We start from the raw sequence: 14,734 nt of genomic DNA on the forward strand, positions 1-14,734 counted from the left end.
GCCCAGGTCCTCGTCGGACCGGTCCGACGAGGGCCTGGGCTGGCGGACCCGGATGCGGTACGTGCTGACCGAGCAGGGTGAGGTCGCGCTGCGTGGCCACCGTTCGCACGAGGTCGTTCCCGCGGCGGACTGCCGGATCGCCCACCCGCTGGTGCGCGCGGCGGTCGCCGACCGGGTTTTCCCGGTGCGCGACGCCGGTGAGACCGAGGTCGAGGTCGAGGTCGCCGCGAGTATGTCGAGCGGCACCGCCGTCGTCACCCGGCTCCCGGGACCGTCCGCCAGCTCTGGCTCTGGTTCTGGTTCTGAAGTCGAGACTGAGATCGTCGAGGTGGTGCGCGATCGCCGGTTCAGGCTCGGCCCCGGGGTGTTCTGGCAGGTTCACCCTGGTGCGCCCGAGGTGCTGGTGGACGCGGTGCTTGTAGGCCTGGCACCCCGTGCGGGGGAGACCGCACTCGATCTGTACGCCGGCGCGGGTCTGTTCGCCGCCGCGCTCGCGGAAGCCGTCGGCCCGAGCGGCACGGTCGTGGCGATGGAGTCGGATCCACCGGCGGTGGCGTCGGCGGCGCGCAGCCTCGCCGACCTGCCTCAGGTGTCGCTACGGGGCGTTCGGGTCTCGCCGGGATCCCTGCGTGGGTTGGCCGCCACCGGTGCCGACGTCGCAGTTCTCGACCCGCCCCGCGCGGGCGCCGGGCGGGCCGTGATGCAGGCGTTACTGGCTCTGGGCCCGCGGGCCGTCGCGTACGTGTCCTGCGATCCGGCTTCCCTCGCACGTGACCTCGCCGTGGCAGTCGCGCAGGGCTACTCACTTGTCACGCTGAGAGCGTTCGACCTCTTCCCGATGACCGCTCACGTGGAGTGCGTGGCGATCCTGACGAACACGCCCGGGGGAGAACGGGGCACGCACGCTCCGGCGTAGCCGTGGAGCGGAGCGAACCACGCATCGTAGGCGCCAACTGCCCCGGTTGTGGCCTGTTTGGAACGTGCTCACATGTCCGCTCCGTGACCCTGAATGATCCGCTGACCTGCGTAGACTGAGCCCGTCCGGGGCCGGATCCCCTCACGAAGGGGGGAGGGAGTGCACGGAGAGGAAGTGCCGGTGTCGCTTCTGTCGACCGTTCGGAATCCGCACGATCTGAAAAAACTCGCAGCCGAGGATCTCCCCGCTCTGGCGGCGGAGATCCGTGACTTTCTCATCCACGCGGTGGCTCGCACAGGTGGTCATCTGGGGCCCAACCTCGGGGCCGTCGAGCTGACCATGGCTATCCACCGGGTGTTCGACTCGCCGCACGACCGGATCCTGTGGGACACCGGTCACCAGGCGTACGTCCACAAGATCCTGACTGGCCGTGCGGACGCCTTCACGGATCTGCGTCAGCGCGGTGGCCTGTCCGGATATCCCAGCCAGGCGGAGTCGCCGCACGACATCATCGAGAACTCCCACGCCTCCACAGCGTTGTCCTACGCCGACGGACTGGCGCGGGCGTACGCGCTGCGCGGCGAGTCCCGGTCGGTCGTCGCAGTCGTGGGTGACGGCGCGCTGACCGGTGGCATGTGCTGGGAGGCGTTGAACAACATCGCCGCGGCGGACCGTCCGGTGATCATCGTTGTCAACGACAACGGGCGTTCCTACGCCCCGACGATCGGCGGGCTGGCCGACCATCTGGCCTCGCTGCGGCTTGCTCCCGAATACGAGCAGGTCCTCGACGTCGTCAAGCAGGTCCTGGGCCGCACCCCGCTGGTCGGCCCACCGCTGTATGACGCCCTGCACGGCATCAAGAGGGGCATCAAGGACGTCGTTCAGCCGCAGGGCATGTTCGAGGACCTCGGCCTGAAGTACGTCGGGCCGGTGGACGGGCACGACGTCCACGCGGTGGAGACCGCGTTGCGGCGCGCCCGCGACTTCGGCGGGCCCGTCATCGTCCACTGTGTCACCCGCAAGGGCTTCGGCTACCCGGCCGCCGAGCAGGACGACGCCGACTGCTTCCACGCCGTCGGAGTGATCGACCCGAGCACCGGCAAGCCCACGGCCGCCGGCGGCGGAACGAGCTGGACGAGCGTCTTCTCCGACGAGATCGTCCAGGTCGGCCACGAGCGTCCGGACGTGGTCACGCTCACGGCTGCCATGCTGCAGCCGGTCGGCCTGCAGAAGTTCGCCACGACGTTCCCGGACCGGGTGTTCGACGTGGGCATCGCCGAGCAGCACGCGGTGACCTCGGCCGCGGGCCTGGCACTCGGTGGCCTCAAGCCGGTGGTGTGCGTCTACGCGACGTTCCTCAACCGTGCGTTCGACCAGGTGCTGATGGACGTCGCCCTGCACCGGCTCCCGGTGACCTTCGTCCTGGACCGCGCCGGTGTCACCGGCGAGGACGGGCCGTCCCACAACGGCATGTGGGACATGTCCTTCCTCCAGCTCGTACCCGGGCTGTCGCTGGCCGCGCCGCGGGACGCACCCACCCTGCGCGCCCAGCTGCGGGAGGCGCTGGCGATCACCGACGGGCCGTCGGTGGTGCGGTTCTCCAAGGGCAAGGTCAACCCGGATATTCCCGCGATCGAACGGATCGGGTCGGTCGACGTCCTCTACCGCTCGCCGGAGGTCACCACGACCCGGGACGTGCTGCTGGTGGCCGTCGGCGCGATGGCGGCGACCTGCCTGCAGGTCGCCGAGCGGGTGGCCAGCCACGGCATCGTGATCACCGTCGTCGACCCGCGGTGGGTCAAGCCGCTTGACCCGGTGCTCGTCGACCTGGCGCGGACGCACTCGCTCGTGGTCACGGTCGAGGACAACGGCCGGGTCGGCGGGGTCGGCTCGACGTTCGCGCAGCTGCTGCGGGACGCCGACGTCGACGTTCCGCTGCGGGACTTCGGCATCCCGCAGACCTTCCTCGACCAGGGCAAGCGTGACCAGGTCATGGCCGACATCGGCCTGTCCGCCCAGGAGCTCGCCCGCAGGATCGTCGAGATGGTCGCCGGTCGCGCGCCGGTTCTCGAGGGCGAGGCCGAGGAGGAGACCGCCGCGGGTCAGCTCTGATCCAGCTCTGGCCCAGCTGATCCGCTTCTGACCCGGCTGATCCGGTTCTGGCCGGCCCTGCGTCCGGATCCGCATCCGGATCGCTGCGGCTTCCGGCGGGTTCTGTGGGCCGGCGGCCGTACCGGGCCGGTGGTCTCCAGCAAGCTCAGTAAGCCCGTCACGGTCCAGAGGGCTCGGACGCCCACATAGGTGCCCGAGCCCTCTGGACCTGGCTCTGCGCACCTTGCTCGCGGCCTGCCAGCGGTTGGACGCCGGTGAGCCCGGCTGGCTGCATCTGACCAGGGGCCGGGTCTCAAAGTGCGGATCAACTAACCACACGCCCTATTTTGATCAAGAAATTGAGTACGAAAACGGCTGCTGTAACGACCGTCTACTCCTCACTTTCGTGATTCGAATCAATATTCGATCATGCTTCTTATGCGCCGCCTACAGGATCAAAGGCAGCGTGATCATGTCCCTTTCGCGCTGCGGGAGGCCCAGGTCCCCGGGTCGCCAGAGGCCCGAGGTCCCAGGCCTCTAGGCTGGGGTGATGCGGTGGACACGGCCTGTTGACGTCCGCGGTCGGCCGGCTGCGGACAGCCGTCCGGCTGAGCCGAGCTGCCAGCCGGAGCCGGGCCGCCGTCCAGATGCGGGCCGCCATCGGGATGCGCGCCGATGGCTGGTGCGTGCGGCGTTGCTGGTCGCGACGGGGCTGCTCGCCGTCGCCCTGGTCAGCCAGTGGAACACCGTCGGTGCGTCGCTCGGCGAGCTGACCGTGTTCGGTGTGGTCGCGTCCGGTCTTGTCACGGTGCTGGCGGTCGGTATGACCGTGTTGTCCTGGCAGGCCGTGTTGGCGGCGCTCGGCGCGGTACTACCCCTGCGGGCTGCTGTACAGATCTTCTTTGTCGGGCAGATCGGCAAATACGTCCCCGGCAGCGTGTGGCCGGTGCTGGCTCAGATGGAGCTGTCCCCGGACTACGGCGTGCCCCGGCCGAAGGCCGCGTCCGCCAGCCTGATCGTGCTCGCTCTGGCGGTTCCCTGCGGTGGTATGGCCGCTGCCGTGACCCTGCCGTTCGTGTCGGCGAGTGCGTTACGTCACTACAGCCTGGTGCTGGTGGCCGTCCCGGTGTTCGCGGTCGTGCTGTATCCGCCGGTGCTGTCTGCGCTGCTGGCGTTCGTGTTCCGGCTGCTGCGCCGCCCGCCGTTGGAACACCCCCCCACCGGACGCCACGTGCTGGCCGGTGCCGGCTGGCTGCTGGCAGGCTTCGTGCTCTTCGGTGTGGCAACCTGGCTGCTCGCCCGTGACCTCACGCCATCGGTGCACGGCCTGCGTCTGCTGTTGCTGTCGGTGGGTGGGTACGCCTTTGCCTGGACAGCCGGTTTCCTCGTGCTGGTGATCCCGGCCGGCGCGGGTGTGCGCGAGGCCGTACTGGTCCTCACCCTGGCGCCGGCGCTCGCGGCCGGCCCGGCGACCGTACTCGCACTGATCATCCGGTTGTTCGCGACCGTGGCCGACCTGGTGTGGGCGGGGGTCGGCATGGCCCTGCGGCCAAGAGATGCCATCAACGGCAATCTCTCACCACCGGAAGCCATCCCGTCACAGCCCGAGCCGAACCGCACCCCGGGCTGAGCAGGCGCCGAAGACCCGGTTTACTCCGCCGGCTGGTGCCTGTTTTCGCCGGTTGCCTATTTTCGGGTTGTCCGCGTGGGTGGGCCTCCCTCCCGCCAGAAGTCGACAACAAGCTCCTTGTCGGCGACGCCGATCATTGCAAGCTCGGTAACGTCGATCCTGAACAGGGTGAACGGCTCGGGCCCGGGAATCTGCGCGGATGCGACCCAGGCCGCGCGATAGGCGTCAAGGCTTTCCGGATCGGTCACCGTGACGGCCTTCCCGCTGATCCTCGCGTCACCTTCGGCGACGTTCTTATCCGTTGTCGCGTTGTGCAGGGCGCATCGCGGGTCTCGTGACAGATCGATTCCCTTGCGTGAGTCGGGCATCATGCCGAGCCACAGCTCGCCGAGCGCGAACAGCGGCTCGACCCCGCTCACCCGGGGCGAGCCGTCGCGCCGGAGGGTAGCGAGGATTGCCAGCCCGTACGCCTCGAACCGGCTCTTGACTGCCGCCGCGAGTTCCGGGGCCGCAGCCTCCACATCACTCCAGTTGGCCATGCCGGCCATGCTGCCAGGCACCACCGACAGTTTCGCCGGACTGGAACGCTCAGGCGACTATGCCAACCTGACTGCGGCACGTATGAGCCTTCGGGCGGGATGCGAACCACTGCGGTTGTGCTATGACTTCAGGGGATCAACCCATCGGACGCCGGGAAAGCGGGCGAAGTCAGCGTCGCTGGAGCATAGTTCCGCGCCGTGCTCGATAGCGAGGGCCGCGAGGTGCGCGTCGGACGTGAGGTTTCCAGCCGTTCCCAGCGGTTCGAGAAGCTGGTGAAGTACCGCGGCGTGGCGTTCGGTGGGATGCACCACTACGGCACATGGCCTGGTGAGCCATCCGTCGACGATGTCGAGAATCTCGTCCGGACGGAACGGATTACGAAAGATCGTGGCGCGCGTCGTCAGTCGTATGACCCCGAGAAGCACCGGCCAGGTGAACGCCACGGTCTCGGTGCCGGACAGTACGTGCTCAAGCCAGGCTCTCGACGGCTCGTGCCTTGGTGAGGTGTTGTCGAGTGCGTATATCAGCAGGTTTACGTCAGGGAGCTTCACTTGCGCAGCTCAAGCTTGCTGATGATCTCCGCGTCCTCGAGTTCGGAACTGAGCCGCAGTGCCTTGTCGAGGTCGACGTCGGGTCGTAGCCCGAGCGACCGGGTGGGCGTCCGGTAGGGGGGAATATCCTGACGACGGCTTGCCAGGCCAGCGCGCACAAGTGCGTTCAGCGCTTCTTTGAACGAAACGCCCCGTTCACGGACGATCTCCCGGAGGGCTGCTGCCACATCCGGGTCGAGAGTCACCGTTGTTCGCACCGAAGCATCATAGCATCAGATGCTTGCTGTCATGATGCTAAGGGGCTGGCGCTGGAGGTCGGCGATCGCGTGCGGCTGGATGGCCGGTGGCGGGGCGGGCATGTGGGCAGGCACAGGGCACGGGGGGAAAGGCGAAGGAGGAGAGGCCGGCGAGCAGGCAGCCGGGATGCGTGAGCCCGGTCGGTGTCAGAGGACACCGACCGGGCCGGGACGGATCAGAACAGGCAGGACGGATCAGGACAGGGTCGCCACGCCGGGTGGGGTAAACCGGCGACTGGTGATCTTTTCGCTGATGCCGGTGCGGTCCAGGTACGGGGTGATGCCACCGAGATGGAACGGCCAGCCCGCGCCGAGCAGCAGGGACAGGTCGACATCGGCGGCCTCGGCGACCACGCCCTCGTCGAGCAGGACACGGATCTCCTCGGCGAGCGCGGCCAGGGACGCTTCCCGCACCTGCTCGCCGGTCAGAACCGGGGTGTCACCGCCTGCCGCGACCCTGATGAGTTCGGCGGCGTCGGGGTCGACCTGCTGGCCGTCGGCGCCCCACGTGTAGACACCGGTCTTGCCGGCGGCCACCAGGCGGGCCAGACCCTCGGGTGCGGTGAAGCGGTCCGGATAGGCGGTGTGCAGGATCTCGGCGACGTGCAGGGCGACGGCGGGGCCGACCAGCGCGAGCAGCACCAGCGGTGACATGGGCAGACCGAGCGGTACGAGGGCCTGGTCGGCCTCGTCCACCGGAGTGCCGTTTTCGATGGCGGCCAGCACCTCGCCCATGAACCGGGTGAGCAGGCGGTTGACGACGAACGCGGGTGTGTCCGTGGTGAGCACCGCGTTCTTCCTGAGCTGTTTCGCGACCGCGAGCGTCGTCGCGATCGCGACGTCGTCGCTCTGCCTGCCGCGCACCACCTCGACCAGCGGCAGGACCGCCACCGGGTTGAAGAAGTGCAGCCCCGCGACCCGCTGCGGGTGTGCCAGCACCGACGCCATGTCGCTGACCGACAGCGCCGAGGTGTTGGTCAGCAGCAGGGTCTCGGGGCTGACGACCGCCTCCAGTTCGGTGAGTACCTGCTGTTTGACCGACAGGTTCTCGAAGACGGCCTCGATGACGAGGTCGGCGTCGGCGAACGCGTCCTTGGTCAGGGAACCCGTCACAGAGGTGTGCAACCGGGACGCCTTGTCCGGTGAGATCCGCTTCTTGGTCAGCAGATTGTCGATCTCACGGTGAACCGCGGCGAGGCCGGCGTCGAGGCGGGTCTGGTCGAGGTCGGTCAGCACCACCGGGACCTCCAGGCGCTGCGCGAACAGCAACGCGAGCTGGCTGGCCATCAGCCCGGCACCGACCACACCGACCTTGGTCACCGGCCGGGCCAGGGACGCATCCGGCCCGCCGACCGGACGCTTCGCCCGCTTCTGTACCAGGTCGAAGGCGTAGAGGCTGGCGGCCAGCTCCTCGCTGACGGCGAGGTCGGCCAGCGCCTCGGTCTCGGCCGCGTAGCCGGTGTCCCGGTCGGCGGTTTCGGCGAGCGCGATCAGGTCCAGCGCCAGGTCAGCCGCTGGCGCGGCGCCGTGCAGCCTGGCGTCGGCCAGCGCCCGGCCGCGGGCGACCGCGTCCGCCCAGGCCTGGCCGCGCTGCACCGGCGCCCGCGCCGCCGCCGGGTCGATCTCACCGCGGATGACGCGACCGGCCCAGCGCAGCGCCTCCTCGAGGAAGTCCGCCGGCTCGAGTAGGACGTCCGCGAGACCGAGGGTGAATGCCTGCGCGGCGCGCAGCATCTTGTTCTGGTTCAGCGGGTTCTCGATGGCGATGGTGACCGCGCGGTCCGCGCCGACGAGGTTCGGCAGCAGCTGGGTCCCGCCCCAGCCGGGTAGCAGCCCGAGGAAGACCTCCGGCAGCGCCAGCGCGGTGACGTCCGACGACAGCGCACGGTAGTCGCAGTGCAGCGCCACTTCCAGGCCGCCGCCCATGGCCGCGCCGTTGACCAGCGCGAATGTGGGGACCTTGCGGCCGCCGAGGCGTCCTTCGCCGATCCGGCGCAACGCCGCGTGGCCGAGCTCGCCGATCGCGTGGATACCGGCCCGGGCCGCGTCCGGGTCGCGCAGCGACGACCGGAAGGCAAGGTCGGCGCCGACGCTGAAGATGAACGGCTTGCCGGTGACGGCGATCGCCGACACGGCCGGGGTGTGCGCCTCGATCTCGTCCGCGGCGGCGAGCAGGCTGCGCAGCCCGGCGGGCCCGAAGGTCGACGGGCGGGTGTGGTCCAGGCCGTTGTCCAGGGTGACGAGGGCGACCGGCCCGGCCACGCCCGGCAGGGTCACGTAGCGGACATGGGCATGCGTCACCACTTCGGCGGGGAAGTCGAGGGCGGCCGCCTGCGTCCCGCTCATCGGGCTTCTCCCGTCCGGTCGGACGCCTGCGCGTCACCGTTGTCACCGTTGAAGTGCGGGTTCTCCCAGATGGTGGTCGCGCCCATGCCGAAGCCCACACACATGGCGGTCAGCCCGTAGCGGACGTCGGGGCGTTCGGCGAACTGGCGCGCGAGCTGGGTCATCAGCCGGACGCCGCTGGAGGCCAGCGGATGCCCCAGCGCGATCGCCCCACCGAAGGGGTTCACCCGCGGGTCGTCGTCGGCGATCCCGAAGTGGTCGAGGAAGGCGAGCACCTGGACGGCGAACGCCTCGTTCAGCTCGAACAGCCCGATGTCGTCGATGGACAGGCCGGTGCGGGCCAGCGCCTTCTCGGTGGAGGGGATCGGGCCGGCTCCCATCACGTGCGGTTCGACGCCGGCGAAACCGAAACCGACCAGCCGCATCTTCGTGGTGAGACCGAGCTCCTCGGCGACCTCCGCGGCGGCGAGGATGCAGCCGGTGGCGCCGTCGTTGATGCCGGCGGCGTTGCCCGCGGTCACCCGGCCGTGCGGCCGGAACGGCGTCTTCAGGCCCGCCAGGCCCTCCAGGGTGGTGTTGGGGCGGGGTGGTTCGTCGGTCGTGACAAGCTCCCAGCCGCTGTCGGCATGGCGGGCGGCGACCGCAACGAGGTCGGGCTGGATCTGGCCGTTCGCGTACGCCTTGGCCACCTTCTGCTGGGAGGCCACGGCGTAGGCGTCCGCCCGCGCTTTGGTGATCTTCGGGTAGCGGTCGTGCACGTTCTCCGCGGTCTGGCCCATCACCAGTGCGGACGTGTCGATGAGCTTTTCGGAGACGAAGCGGGGGTTGGGATCGGCCCCCTCGCCCATGGGATGGCGGCCCATGTGCTCCACGCCGCCGGCGATCGCGACGTCGTAGGCGCCGATGGCGATCGCGGACGCGGTGGTGGTGACGGCGGTGACCGCGCCGGCGCACATCCGGTCGATGGCGTAGCCGGGCACGGACTGCGGCAGGCCGGAGAGGATGCCCGCGACCCGGCCGATGGTCAGGCCCTGGTCGCCGGTCTGCGTGGTTGCGGCGATCGCCACGTCGTCGATCCGTTCCGCCGGCAGTGACGGGTTGCGCCGCAGCAGCTCACGGATGACCTTGACGACGAGATCATCCGCTCGTGTTTCGGAGTAGACCCCCTTGGCCTTGCCGAAGGGGGTACGGACGCCATCGACGAACACGACGTCGCGGACGGAGTCCCTGGCAGCTAGGAACACTGTTGCCTCCTGACCGGGGGAGCCCGGCAGGTCGCTACCGAAACCGGGGCCTGTCACGCCCGCGAAGCGCGCGTGACGGGTGGCGATCTACCGGGAGGACGGTACCGGTGTCGACGTGACTGCCGACACGGTCAGCCTACGGCAGAAGGTTACCCATGGGTAACCCTGTCTGGCCCCGACAGGCGCGACCGGCTACGCACCCTCGTCCGGGACGTCCGTTCGCGACGCCGTCTCCGGCGATCCCGCATCCTGGGACGCCGCCTCCGGCAACCCTGCCGCTGGTGCTTCCGCCTGCGCTGGCTCGGTCAGGGCGCCTGCCACCGGTCCGGCCGTGAGTGCCACCTGCCAGGGTCGGGCGCCGCCGTCCCGGAGCATCCCGGCCACCAGCTCAACAGTCACCGGCTGGGGTGGTGACCAGGCGAGTCTGCGGGCGAGGGCCGGTTCCAGCAGGTTCTCCACCGGCATGGTCCGCTCGGCGGCGATCGCGGCGAGGCGGGCCCGCACCTGGGCCAGGCGGGCGGCAGCTACCGGATCGCGGTCGGCCCACCGGCTCGGTGGGGGCAGGGTGTCACCGCCGGCCGCGGCGGGCATGGGCAGGGCGTCCTCGAGCAGTCCGGCGGCCTCCCGCAGGGCGGTGAACCAGGTCCGCGCGCTGCGGCGCAGACGCGGGCCGGAGAAGATCGGCAACCGGGTCAGGGCCTCGACGTCCGCGGGATTGGCCAGGACCGCTTCGATGATCGCACTATCCGGGAGCACGCGTCCGGGCGCGACGTCGCGTTCGCGGGCGATCCGGTCCCGGGTCGTCCACATCGAGCGGACCGCGGCGAGCTGGCGCCGGTTGCGGACCCGGTGGATCCCGCTGGTGCGCCGCCACAGGTCCGGCCGTGGTTCACGCGGGGGAGCGGCCGCGATCGCGGCGAACTCCTCCCGGGCGAACGACAGCTTGCTCTGTGCCTCCAGCTCGGTTTCCAGGACGTCGCGCAGTTCGACGAGCAGCTCGACGTCGAGCGCGGCATAGCGCAACCACGGTTCGGGTAACGGCCTGGTGGACCAGTCGGCGGCGGAGTGCCCCTTCTCCAGGGTGAAACCCAGTATCTTCTCGACCATGATCCCGAGCCCGACCCGTTCGTAGCCCAGCAGCCGGCCGGCCAGCTCGGTGTCGAACAGCCTGCGCGGACGCAGGCCAACCTCGGACAGGCAGGGCAGGTCCTGGCTGGCCGCGTGCAGGACCCATTCGGCGTCACCGACGGCGTCCTGCACGCAGGTGAGGTCGGTGAGCGCGATCGGGTCGATGAGGTGGGTTCCCGAGCCACGGCGGCGTACCTGGACCAGGTAGGCCCGCTGGCTGTAGCGATAGCCTGAGGCCCGTTCGGCGTCGAAGGCGACCGGGCCTGTGCCGGCAGCCAGCTGTGCCACGGCCGTGAGCAGCGCCGCCTGGTCGACGATGACGGCAGGTATGCCCTCGGAGGGTTCCAGCAACGGGCGGGCCTGTTCTGCGCTGCCGTCTGGATCTTGGCCGAGTTGGTGGGATGAGTCCGGAACCGTCGACGTCACGATCGGCGATGGTACGTCGCGAACAGCGCCCGAGTAGGCCGGTCGGGCGCAGGGGACCCGACCGGATCGGCCGAGGACGGCGGTTTGCCTCGGATCAGGGGCCTGCTTTCACCGTGGAACACCATCCGAGCACGCATTGTGTTCGGGCGGTGCGATGCGGGGGCGGACGGTGGAGTGGACAGTGAGGCGAATGACAAAAGGTCACGGTTGCTCCTTGTGGTGGCGGTGGTGGGATTTGCGGTGGCGATGGGATCGCGGGTGTCCGGGGTCGGCCTCAGCCGCGACGGGACGGCAGGGGCACCACTCCGCAGACCCGCGGCGGCAGGCCCACCATGGCCGCCAGCAGGTCGGCGAAGGAGTGGAGCTGGGCCACCGCCTCGGTAGGTCGCCACGCGCGGTGGTCGCAGCCGGCGGTTGTTTCGGCCCAGTCCGGCGACCACGAGCATCGCAGTTCCACGTCCGAGTTGTCGCCGTCCGCCGCCAGCACGCCGAACCGTTTCGAGTTCGTGATGGTCACGGTGCCGCCCATCGCGCGGTACCCGACCTGGTTGGCCTCCAGCGCGTCATGCAGCCACGACCAGACGACCTCGGGCAGGAGCGGGTCCGCGGCGATCTCGGGATCGACCGCCGCGCGGGCGTAGCAGACGAACCGCGCCGTGCCTTCCCAGGCGCTGTGCCCGGCCGGATCGAACAGGAGGATCAGGCGGCCCGAGGCCACCTCGTCGCCGTCCCGTGACAGCCCACCGGCGACCGCGAACGCATACGGCGCAAGCTTCGCCGGTGCCTGAAGCTCATGTACCGCGACCTCCGAGCGAACTCGGCCCAACGCGTCCCGCAGCGCTGCCGTGGCTGCGACGAAGACAGACGGGACGCCGTCCGGAGACAGCGATGCGCCCATGGACATCACGTTAGGACGTCCTGACCGCGGGCGCGCGACGGAGCATGGGCACCGGGACAAGCGATCGGGGTGTGGACCGGTCGACAGGGACCGGCCGACCGATCAGGCGACATGGCACAACTGCTGTTGGAGCGGTGATCCGCCGGACGGTCCCGGCACCTCCACACGCGCCCGTGGAGCCGGGAAGTCCGCCTGCCCCGGGTTGACGCATACGGCTGTTCCGCAGTCGACGCAGGCACGGTCGGGGCAGTCCGCGCCGTGCCCGTCGCAACACGGTGGCTGCTCGAAACCGCGCTCGTCGCCGCACTGCGGGCACATCAGCAGGGTCAGCCCGTCACCGCCCACAAGGACCTGTTCCATCCGGACACCACTCCCCAGGGCATACCCACGACAGGAGGGCACGCGTAGACATCACGGACCCTCTCATCCCATCCCGACTTCCCTGACGGTGGCACGGACAGGCCCCATCTCCACGCATTCGGACCCGGCGTGTCGTGCGCGTGCACGATGTCCGATATGAAAGCTATTGGAGTATCAACTCTGTTGACAGCCTATTGGGGTATTCGTGCCATTCGGCCGGGTCGGGTTGAGCGTGCCGTCGGCCGGCTCAGGAGGCCGATTCCGGGGCTGACGCGGTGGAACCGCCCGTTCCTCCGGTCTGGGCACGGCTCGTTGCCGGCGCCTGCAACCATCGGCGTTCGACGAAGTAGGGGGCGACGGGCAGGACGGACGCGCCGAGCGCCAGCAGCGTCCTGCGCGCCGGCCAGTGGCGGCCCGAGGCGACGGCGATGATGACCGCACAGTAGGCGAGAAAGAGCACCCCGTGAATCGGGCCGAGTATCCGGACACCGCCGGGGTGGTCGGCCCCGTGCTTGACCGCGGTTGCCGCCAGCAGGAACAGGAAGGACGTCGCCTCGGCGATAGAGATCATCCGGGCGGCGGCGAGTATCGAGGTGCCGTTGTCGGGCTGCCGGCGTTCGCCGTCGGCTGGCATGTTCGGCCTCCATAGTCATCACGACGGCATGGTCGCGCCGCCTCCGGCGGGTGGGAGGACTCGTGGATCCGGGCGGCTGTTCTATTCTACGTCCTGTCGAAGATAAACCGTCTTCAGGGCGATCTACTGACCCTCCGGGGCGCCAGGATGTCGTGTTGCGCCGGCTTCGTCCCGCACCCCGCTCCCGTGCCGTGTTCGCGCGGTGCGGCAGGCGTGACGGACGTCGCGGCCGGGCCGGTTCCCCGTCGGCGACACCCACCACGGTGGACGTGCAACCATCAGGGTCATGTGTTCGGCGGCGGTGGATCCGGCAGTGGTGGATTCGGCAGCGGTACCCAGGCGGGCGGCCCCGGACGTGTCCGCTGAGGCATCCGAATTGCGCGAAGTACCCGAATTGAGTGAAGAATCCGAGTCGGGTGGAATGTCCGATCTGCACAGTGCGCCGTTTCTGCGTGCCTGTAGAGGGGAGCCCGCCGGGCGCGTTCCGGTGTGGTTCATGCGCCAGGCAGGCCGCGCGCTGCCCGAATACCGCAAACTGCGTGCCGGCACGGCGATGCTCGACTCCTGCCGCGATCCGGACATGGTGACGGAAATCACTCTGCAGCCGGTGCGTCGCTTCCGCACGGATGCCGCGATCCTGTTCTCCGACATCGTGCTGCCTCTGGTCGCCATCGGCGTGGACATCGACATCGTCGCCGGAGTGGGTCCGGTCGTCGCGGACCCGGTCCGTGACGACACCGCGCTGACCCGGCTGCGGCCGCTTGCCGGTGACGACGTGCCGTACGTGACCGAAGCCATCCACGCACTCGTGCGGGAGCTGGGGCCGACCCCACTGATCGGATTCGCGGGAGCTCCGTTCACCCTGGCCAGCTATCTCGTCGAAGGCGGACCGAGCCGGACGCACGCCCGCACCAAACAGTTGATGTACAGTGCACCACGGCTGTGGCACGAACTGGCGGAGCGGCTCGCCGACATCACCATCGGTTACCTGCGTGTCCAGGTGGACGCGGGGGTGAGTGCGCTGCAGCTGTTCGACTCGTGGGCCGGGGCATTGGACGAGGCCGACTACCGCCGCTACGTCCTTCCCCACAGCCGGCGGGTTCTCGATGCCTTCACCGGTGACGGCGTCCCCCGCATCCACTTCGGGGTGAACACCGGCGAGCTGCTTGGCGCCATGGCCGAGGCGGGCGCCGACGTGGTCGGGGTGGACTGGCGGGTCCCGCTGGACGATGCCGCCCGCCGGATCGGTCCGGGCCGGGCGGTCCAGGGCAACCTCGATCCGACCGCCGTCTTCGCGCCGCGTGACGTCCTCGCCGAGAAGGTCCACGACGTGTGCGCTCGTGGTGCCAAGGCCGACGGCCACGTGTTCAACCTCGGGCACGGGGTGCTACCCGAGACCGATCCGGGCGTGCTCGCCCACATCGTCGAGCTGGTGCACGAGTTCTGACCGCTCGTTGACCGGGCCCGACCGCTGTGACCGGGTTCTGACCGCCCTGGCCGTCCGGCAGGGCCGCTCCGGCGGACGTTGGTCGGTGCCGGCGGTAACGGCCCGGCGGTAACGGGAGCACCGTGCCGGGAACCCCGGTGCCGGGAGTTGCCGTGCCGGGCATCCGTCATCGCCCGCCGAGGGCGGCCGGGTGCCTTTCCTCACCCCTGTCATGCAATCTCCGGCCG

13 protein-coding genes are annotated in these 14,734 nt (G+C 69.7%); 4 read left to right on the forward strand and 9 right to left on the reverse strand.

Annotation, left to right across the window (positions count from 1 at the left end; genetic code table 11):
* From DD1DGNOD_RS09820 to DD1DGNOD_RS09830, 3 genes are all read left to right on the forward strand, one after another.
* The coding region (locus tag DD1DGNOD_RS09820; protein WP_430827791.1) for a class I SAM-dependent RNA methyltransferase at positions 1-916 on the forward strand (916 nt) is incomplete at its 5' end.
* Between the two features lie 180 nt (positions 917-1,096).
* Positions 1,097-3,028, forward strand: a complete 1,932-nt coding sequence (dxs, locus tag DD1DGNOD_RS09825) for a 1-deoxy-D-xylulose-5-phosphate synthase (RefSeq protein WP_131769950.1) — start codon at positions 1,097-1,099, stop codon at positions 3,026-3,028.
* A gap of 661 nt (positions 3,029-3,689) precedes the next feature.
* The gene (locus tag DD1DGNOD_RS09830) at positions 3,690-4,637 is read left to right on the forward strand and encodes a lysylphosphatidylglycerol synthase domain-containing protein (RefSeq protein ID WP_430827792.1); all 948 of its coding nucleotides are present in this window, start codon (positions 3,690-3,692) and stop codon (positions 4,635-4,637) included.
* A gap of 56 nt (positions 4,638-4,693) precedes the next feature.
* Here DD1DGNOD_RS09830 and DD1DGNOD_RS09835 read toward each other — a convergent pair whose 3' ends face one another.
* From DD1DGNOD_RS09835 to DD1DGNOD_RS09870, 9 genes are all read right to left on the reverse strand, one after another.
* Entirely contained in the window at positions 4,694-5,185 is a 492-nt protein-coding gene (locus tag DD1DGNOD_RS09835) for a pyridoxamine 5'-phosphate oxidase family protein (protein ID WP_131766322.1), read from the reverse strand.
* Positions 5,186-5,296: 111 nt separating this feature from the next.
* Positions 5,297-5,728 (reverse strand): type II toxin-antitoxin system VapC family toxin, encoded by a 432-nt coding sequence (locus DD1DGNOD_RS09840; RefSeq protein ID WP_131766323.1) that lies wholly within the window; start codon positions 5,726-5,728, stop codon positions 5,297-5,299.
* The gene (locus tag DD1DGNOD_RS09845) at positions 5,725-5,985 is read right to left on the reverse strand and encodes a ribbon-helix-helix protein, CopG family (protein ID WP_131766324.1); all 261 of its coding nucleotides are present in this window, start codon (positions 5,983-5,985) and stop codon (positions 5,725-5,727) included. Before DD1DGNOD_RS09845 ends, DD1DGNOD_RS09840 begins: the two co-directional genes overlap by 4 nt.
* A gap of 234 nt (positions 5,986-6,219) precedes the next feature.
* Positions 6,220-8,370, reverse strand: a complete 2,151-nt coding sequence (locus DD1DGNOD_RS09850; protein ID WP_131769951.1) for a 3-hydroxyacyl-CoA dehydrogenase NAD-binding domain-containing protein — start codon at positions 8,368-8,370, stop codon at positions 6,220-6,222.
* On the reverse strand, positions 8,367-9,614 hold the full coding sequence (locus tag DD1DGNOD_RS09855) for a thiolase family protein (protein ID WP_131766378.1): 1,248 nt from the start codon (positions 9,612-9,614) through the stop codon (positions 8,367-8,369). The genes DD1DGNOD_RS09850 and DD1DGNOD_RS09855 overlap by 4 nt, the downstream gene beginning before the upstream one ends.
* Positions 9,615-9,806: 192 nt before the next feature.
* A complete protein-coding gene (locus tag DD1DGNOD_RS09860; RefSeq protein WP_131769952.1) occupies positions 9,807-11,168 on the reverse strand; it encodes a ribonuclease D in 1,362 nt (453 codons plus the stop codon).
* A 274-nt stretch (positions 11,169-11,442) separates the two neighbouring features.
* A complete protein-coding gene (locus DD1DGNOD_RS09865) occupies positions 11,443-12,066 on the reverse strand; it encodes a DUF3000 domain-containing protein (RefSeq protein ID WP_165034886.1) in 624 nt (207 codons plus the stop codon).
* Positions 12,067-12,168: 102 nt separating this feature from the next.
* Positions 12,169-12,426: a hypothetical protein gene (locus DD1DGNOD_RS26775; protein WP_165036562.1), complete on the reverse strand. Its 258-nt coding sequence runs from the start codon at positions 12,424-12,426 to the stop codon at positions 12,169-12,171.
* 247 nt (positions 12,427-12,673) lie between these two features.
* A complete protein-coding gene (locus tag DD1DGNOD_RS09870; protein WP_131766328.1) occupies positions 12,674-13,060 on the reverse strand; it encodes a DUF3817 domain-containing protein in 387 nt (128 codons plus the stop codon).
* Between the two features lie 421 nt (positions 13,061-13,481).
* On the opposite strand from DD1DGNOD_RS09870, the gene hemE reads away from it, so the two are divergent.
* Positions 13,482-14,507: a uroporphyrinogen decarboxylase gene (gene hemE, locus DD1DGNOD_RS09875; RefSeq protein WP_131766329.1), complete on the forward strand. Its 1,026-nt coding sequence runs from the start codon at positions 13,482-13,484 to the stop codon at positions 14,505-14,507.
* The last annotated feature ends 227 nt before the right edge of the window (positions 14,508-14,734 follow it).

Source organism: Candidatus Protofrankia californiensis, assembly GCF_900634765.1.
Taxonomy (GTDB): domain Bacteria; phylum Actinomycetota; class Actinomycetes; order Frankiales; family Frankiaceae; genus Protofrankia; species Protofrankia californiensis.

Excerpts from the sequence above, each read along its gene's own strand:
- DD1DGNOD_RS09835 (WP_131766322.1), bottom strand. The coding sequence starts at position 5,185 with ATGGCCGGCATGGCCAACTGGAGTGATGTGGAGGCTGCGGCCCCGGAA.
- DD1DGNOD_RS09850 (WP_131769951.1), bottom strand. The coding sequence starts at position 8,370 with ATGAGCGGGACGCAGGCGGCCGCCCTCGACTTCCCCGCCGAAGTGGTG.
- DD1DGNOD_RS09865 (WP_165034886.1), bottom strand. The coding sequence starts at position 12,066 with ATGGGCGCATCGCTGTCTCCGGACGGCGTCCCGTCTGTCTTCGTCGCA.
- DD1DGNOD_RS26775 (WP_165036562.1), bottom strand. The coding sequence starts at position 12,426 with ATGGAACAGGTCCTTGTGGGCGGTGACGGGCTGACCCTGCTGATGTGC.
- DD1DGNOD_RS09870 (WP_131766328.1), bottom strand. The coding sequence starts at position 13,060 with ATGCCAGCCGACGGCGAACGCCGGCAGCCCGACAACGGCACCTCGATA.
- hemE (WP_131766329.1), top strand. The coding sequence starts at position 13,482 with ATGTCCGATCTGCACAGTGCGCCGTTTCTGCGTGCCTGTAGAGGGGAG.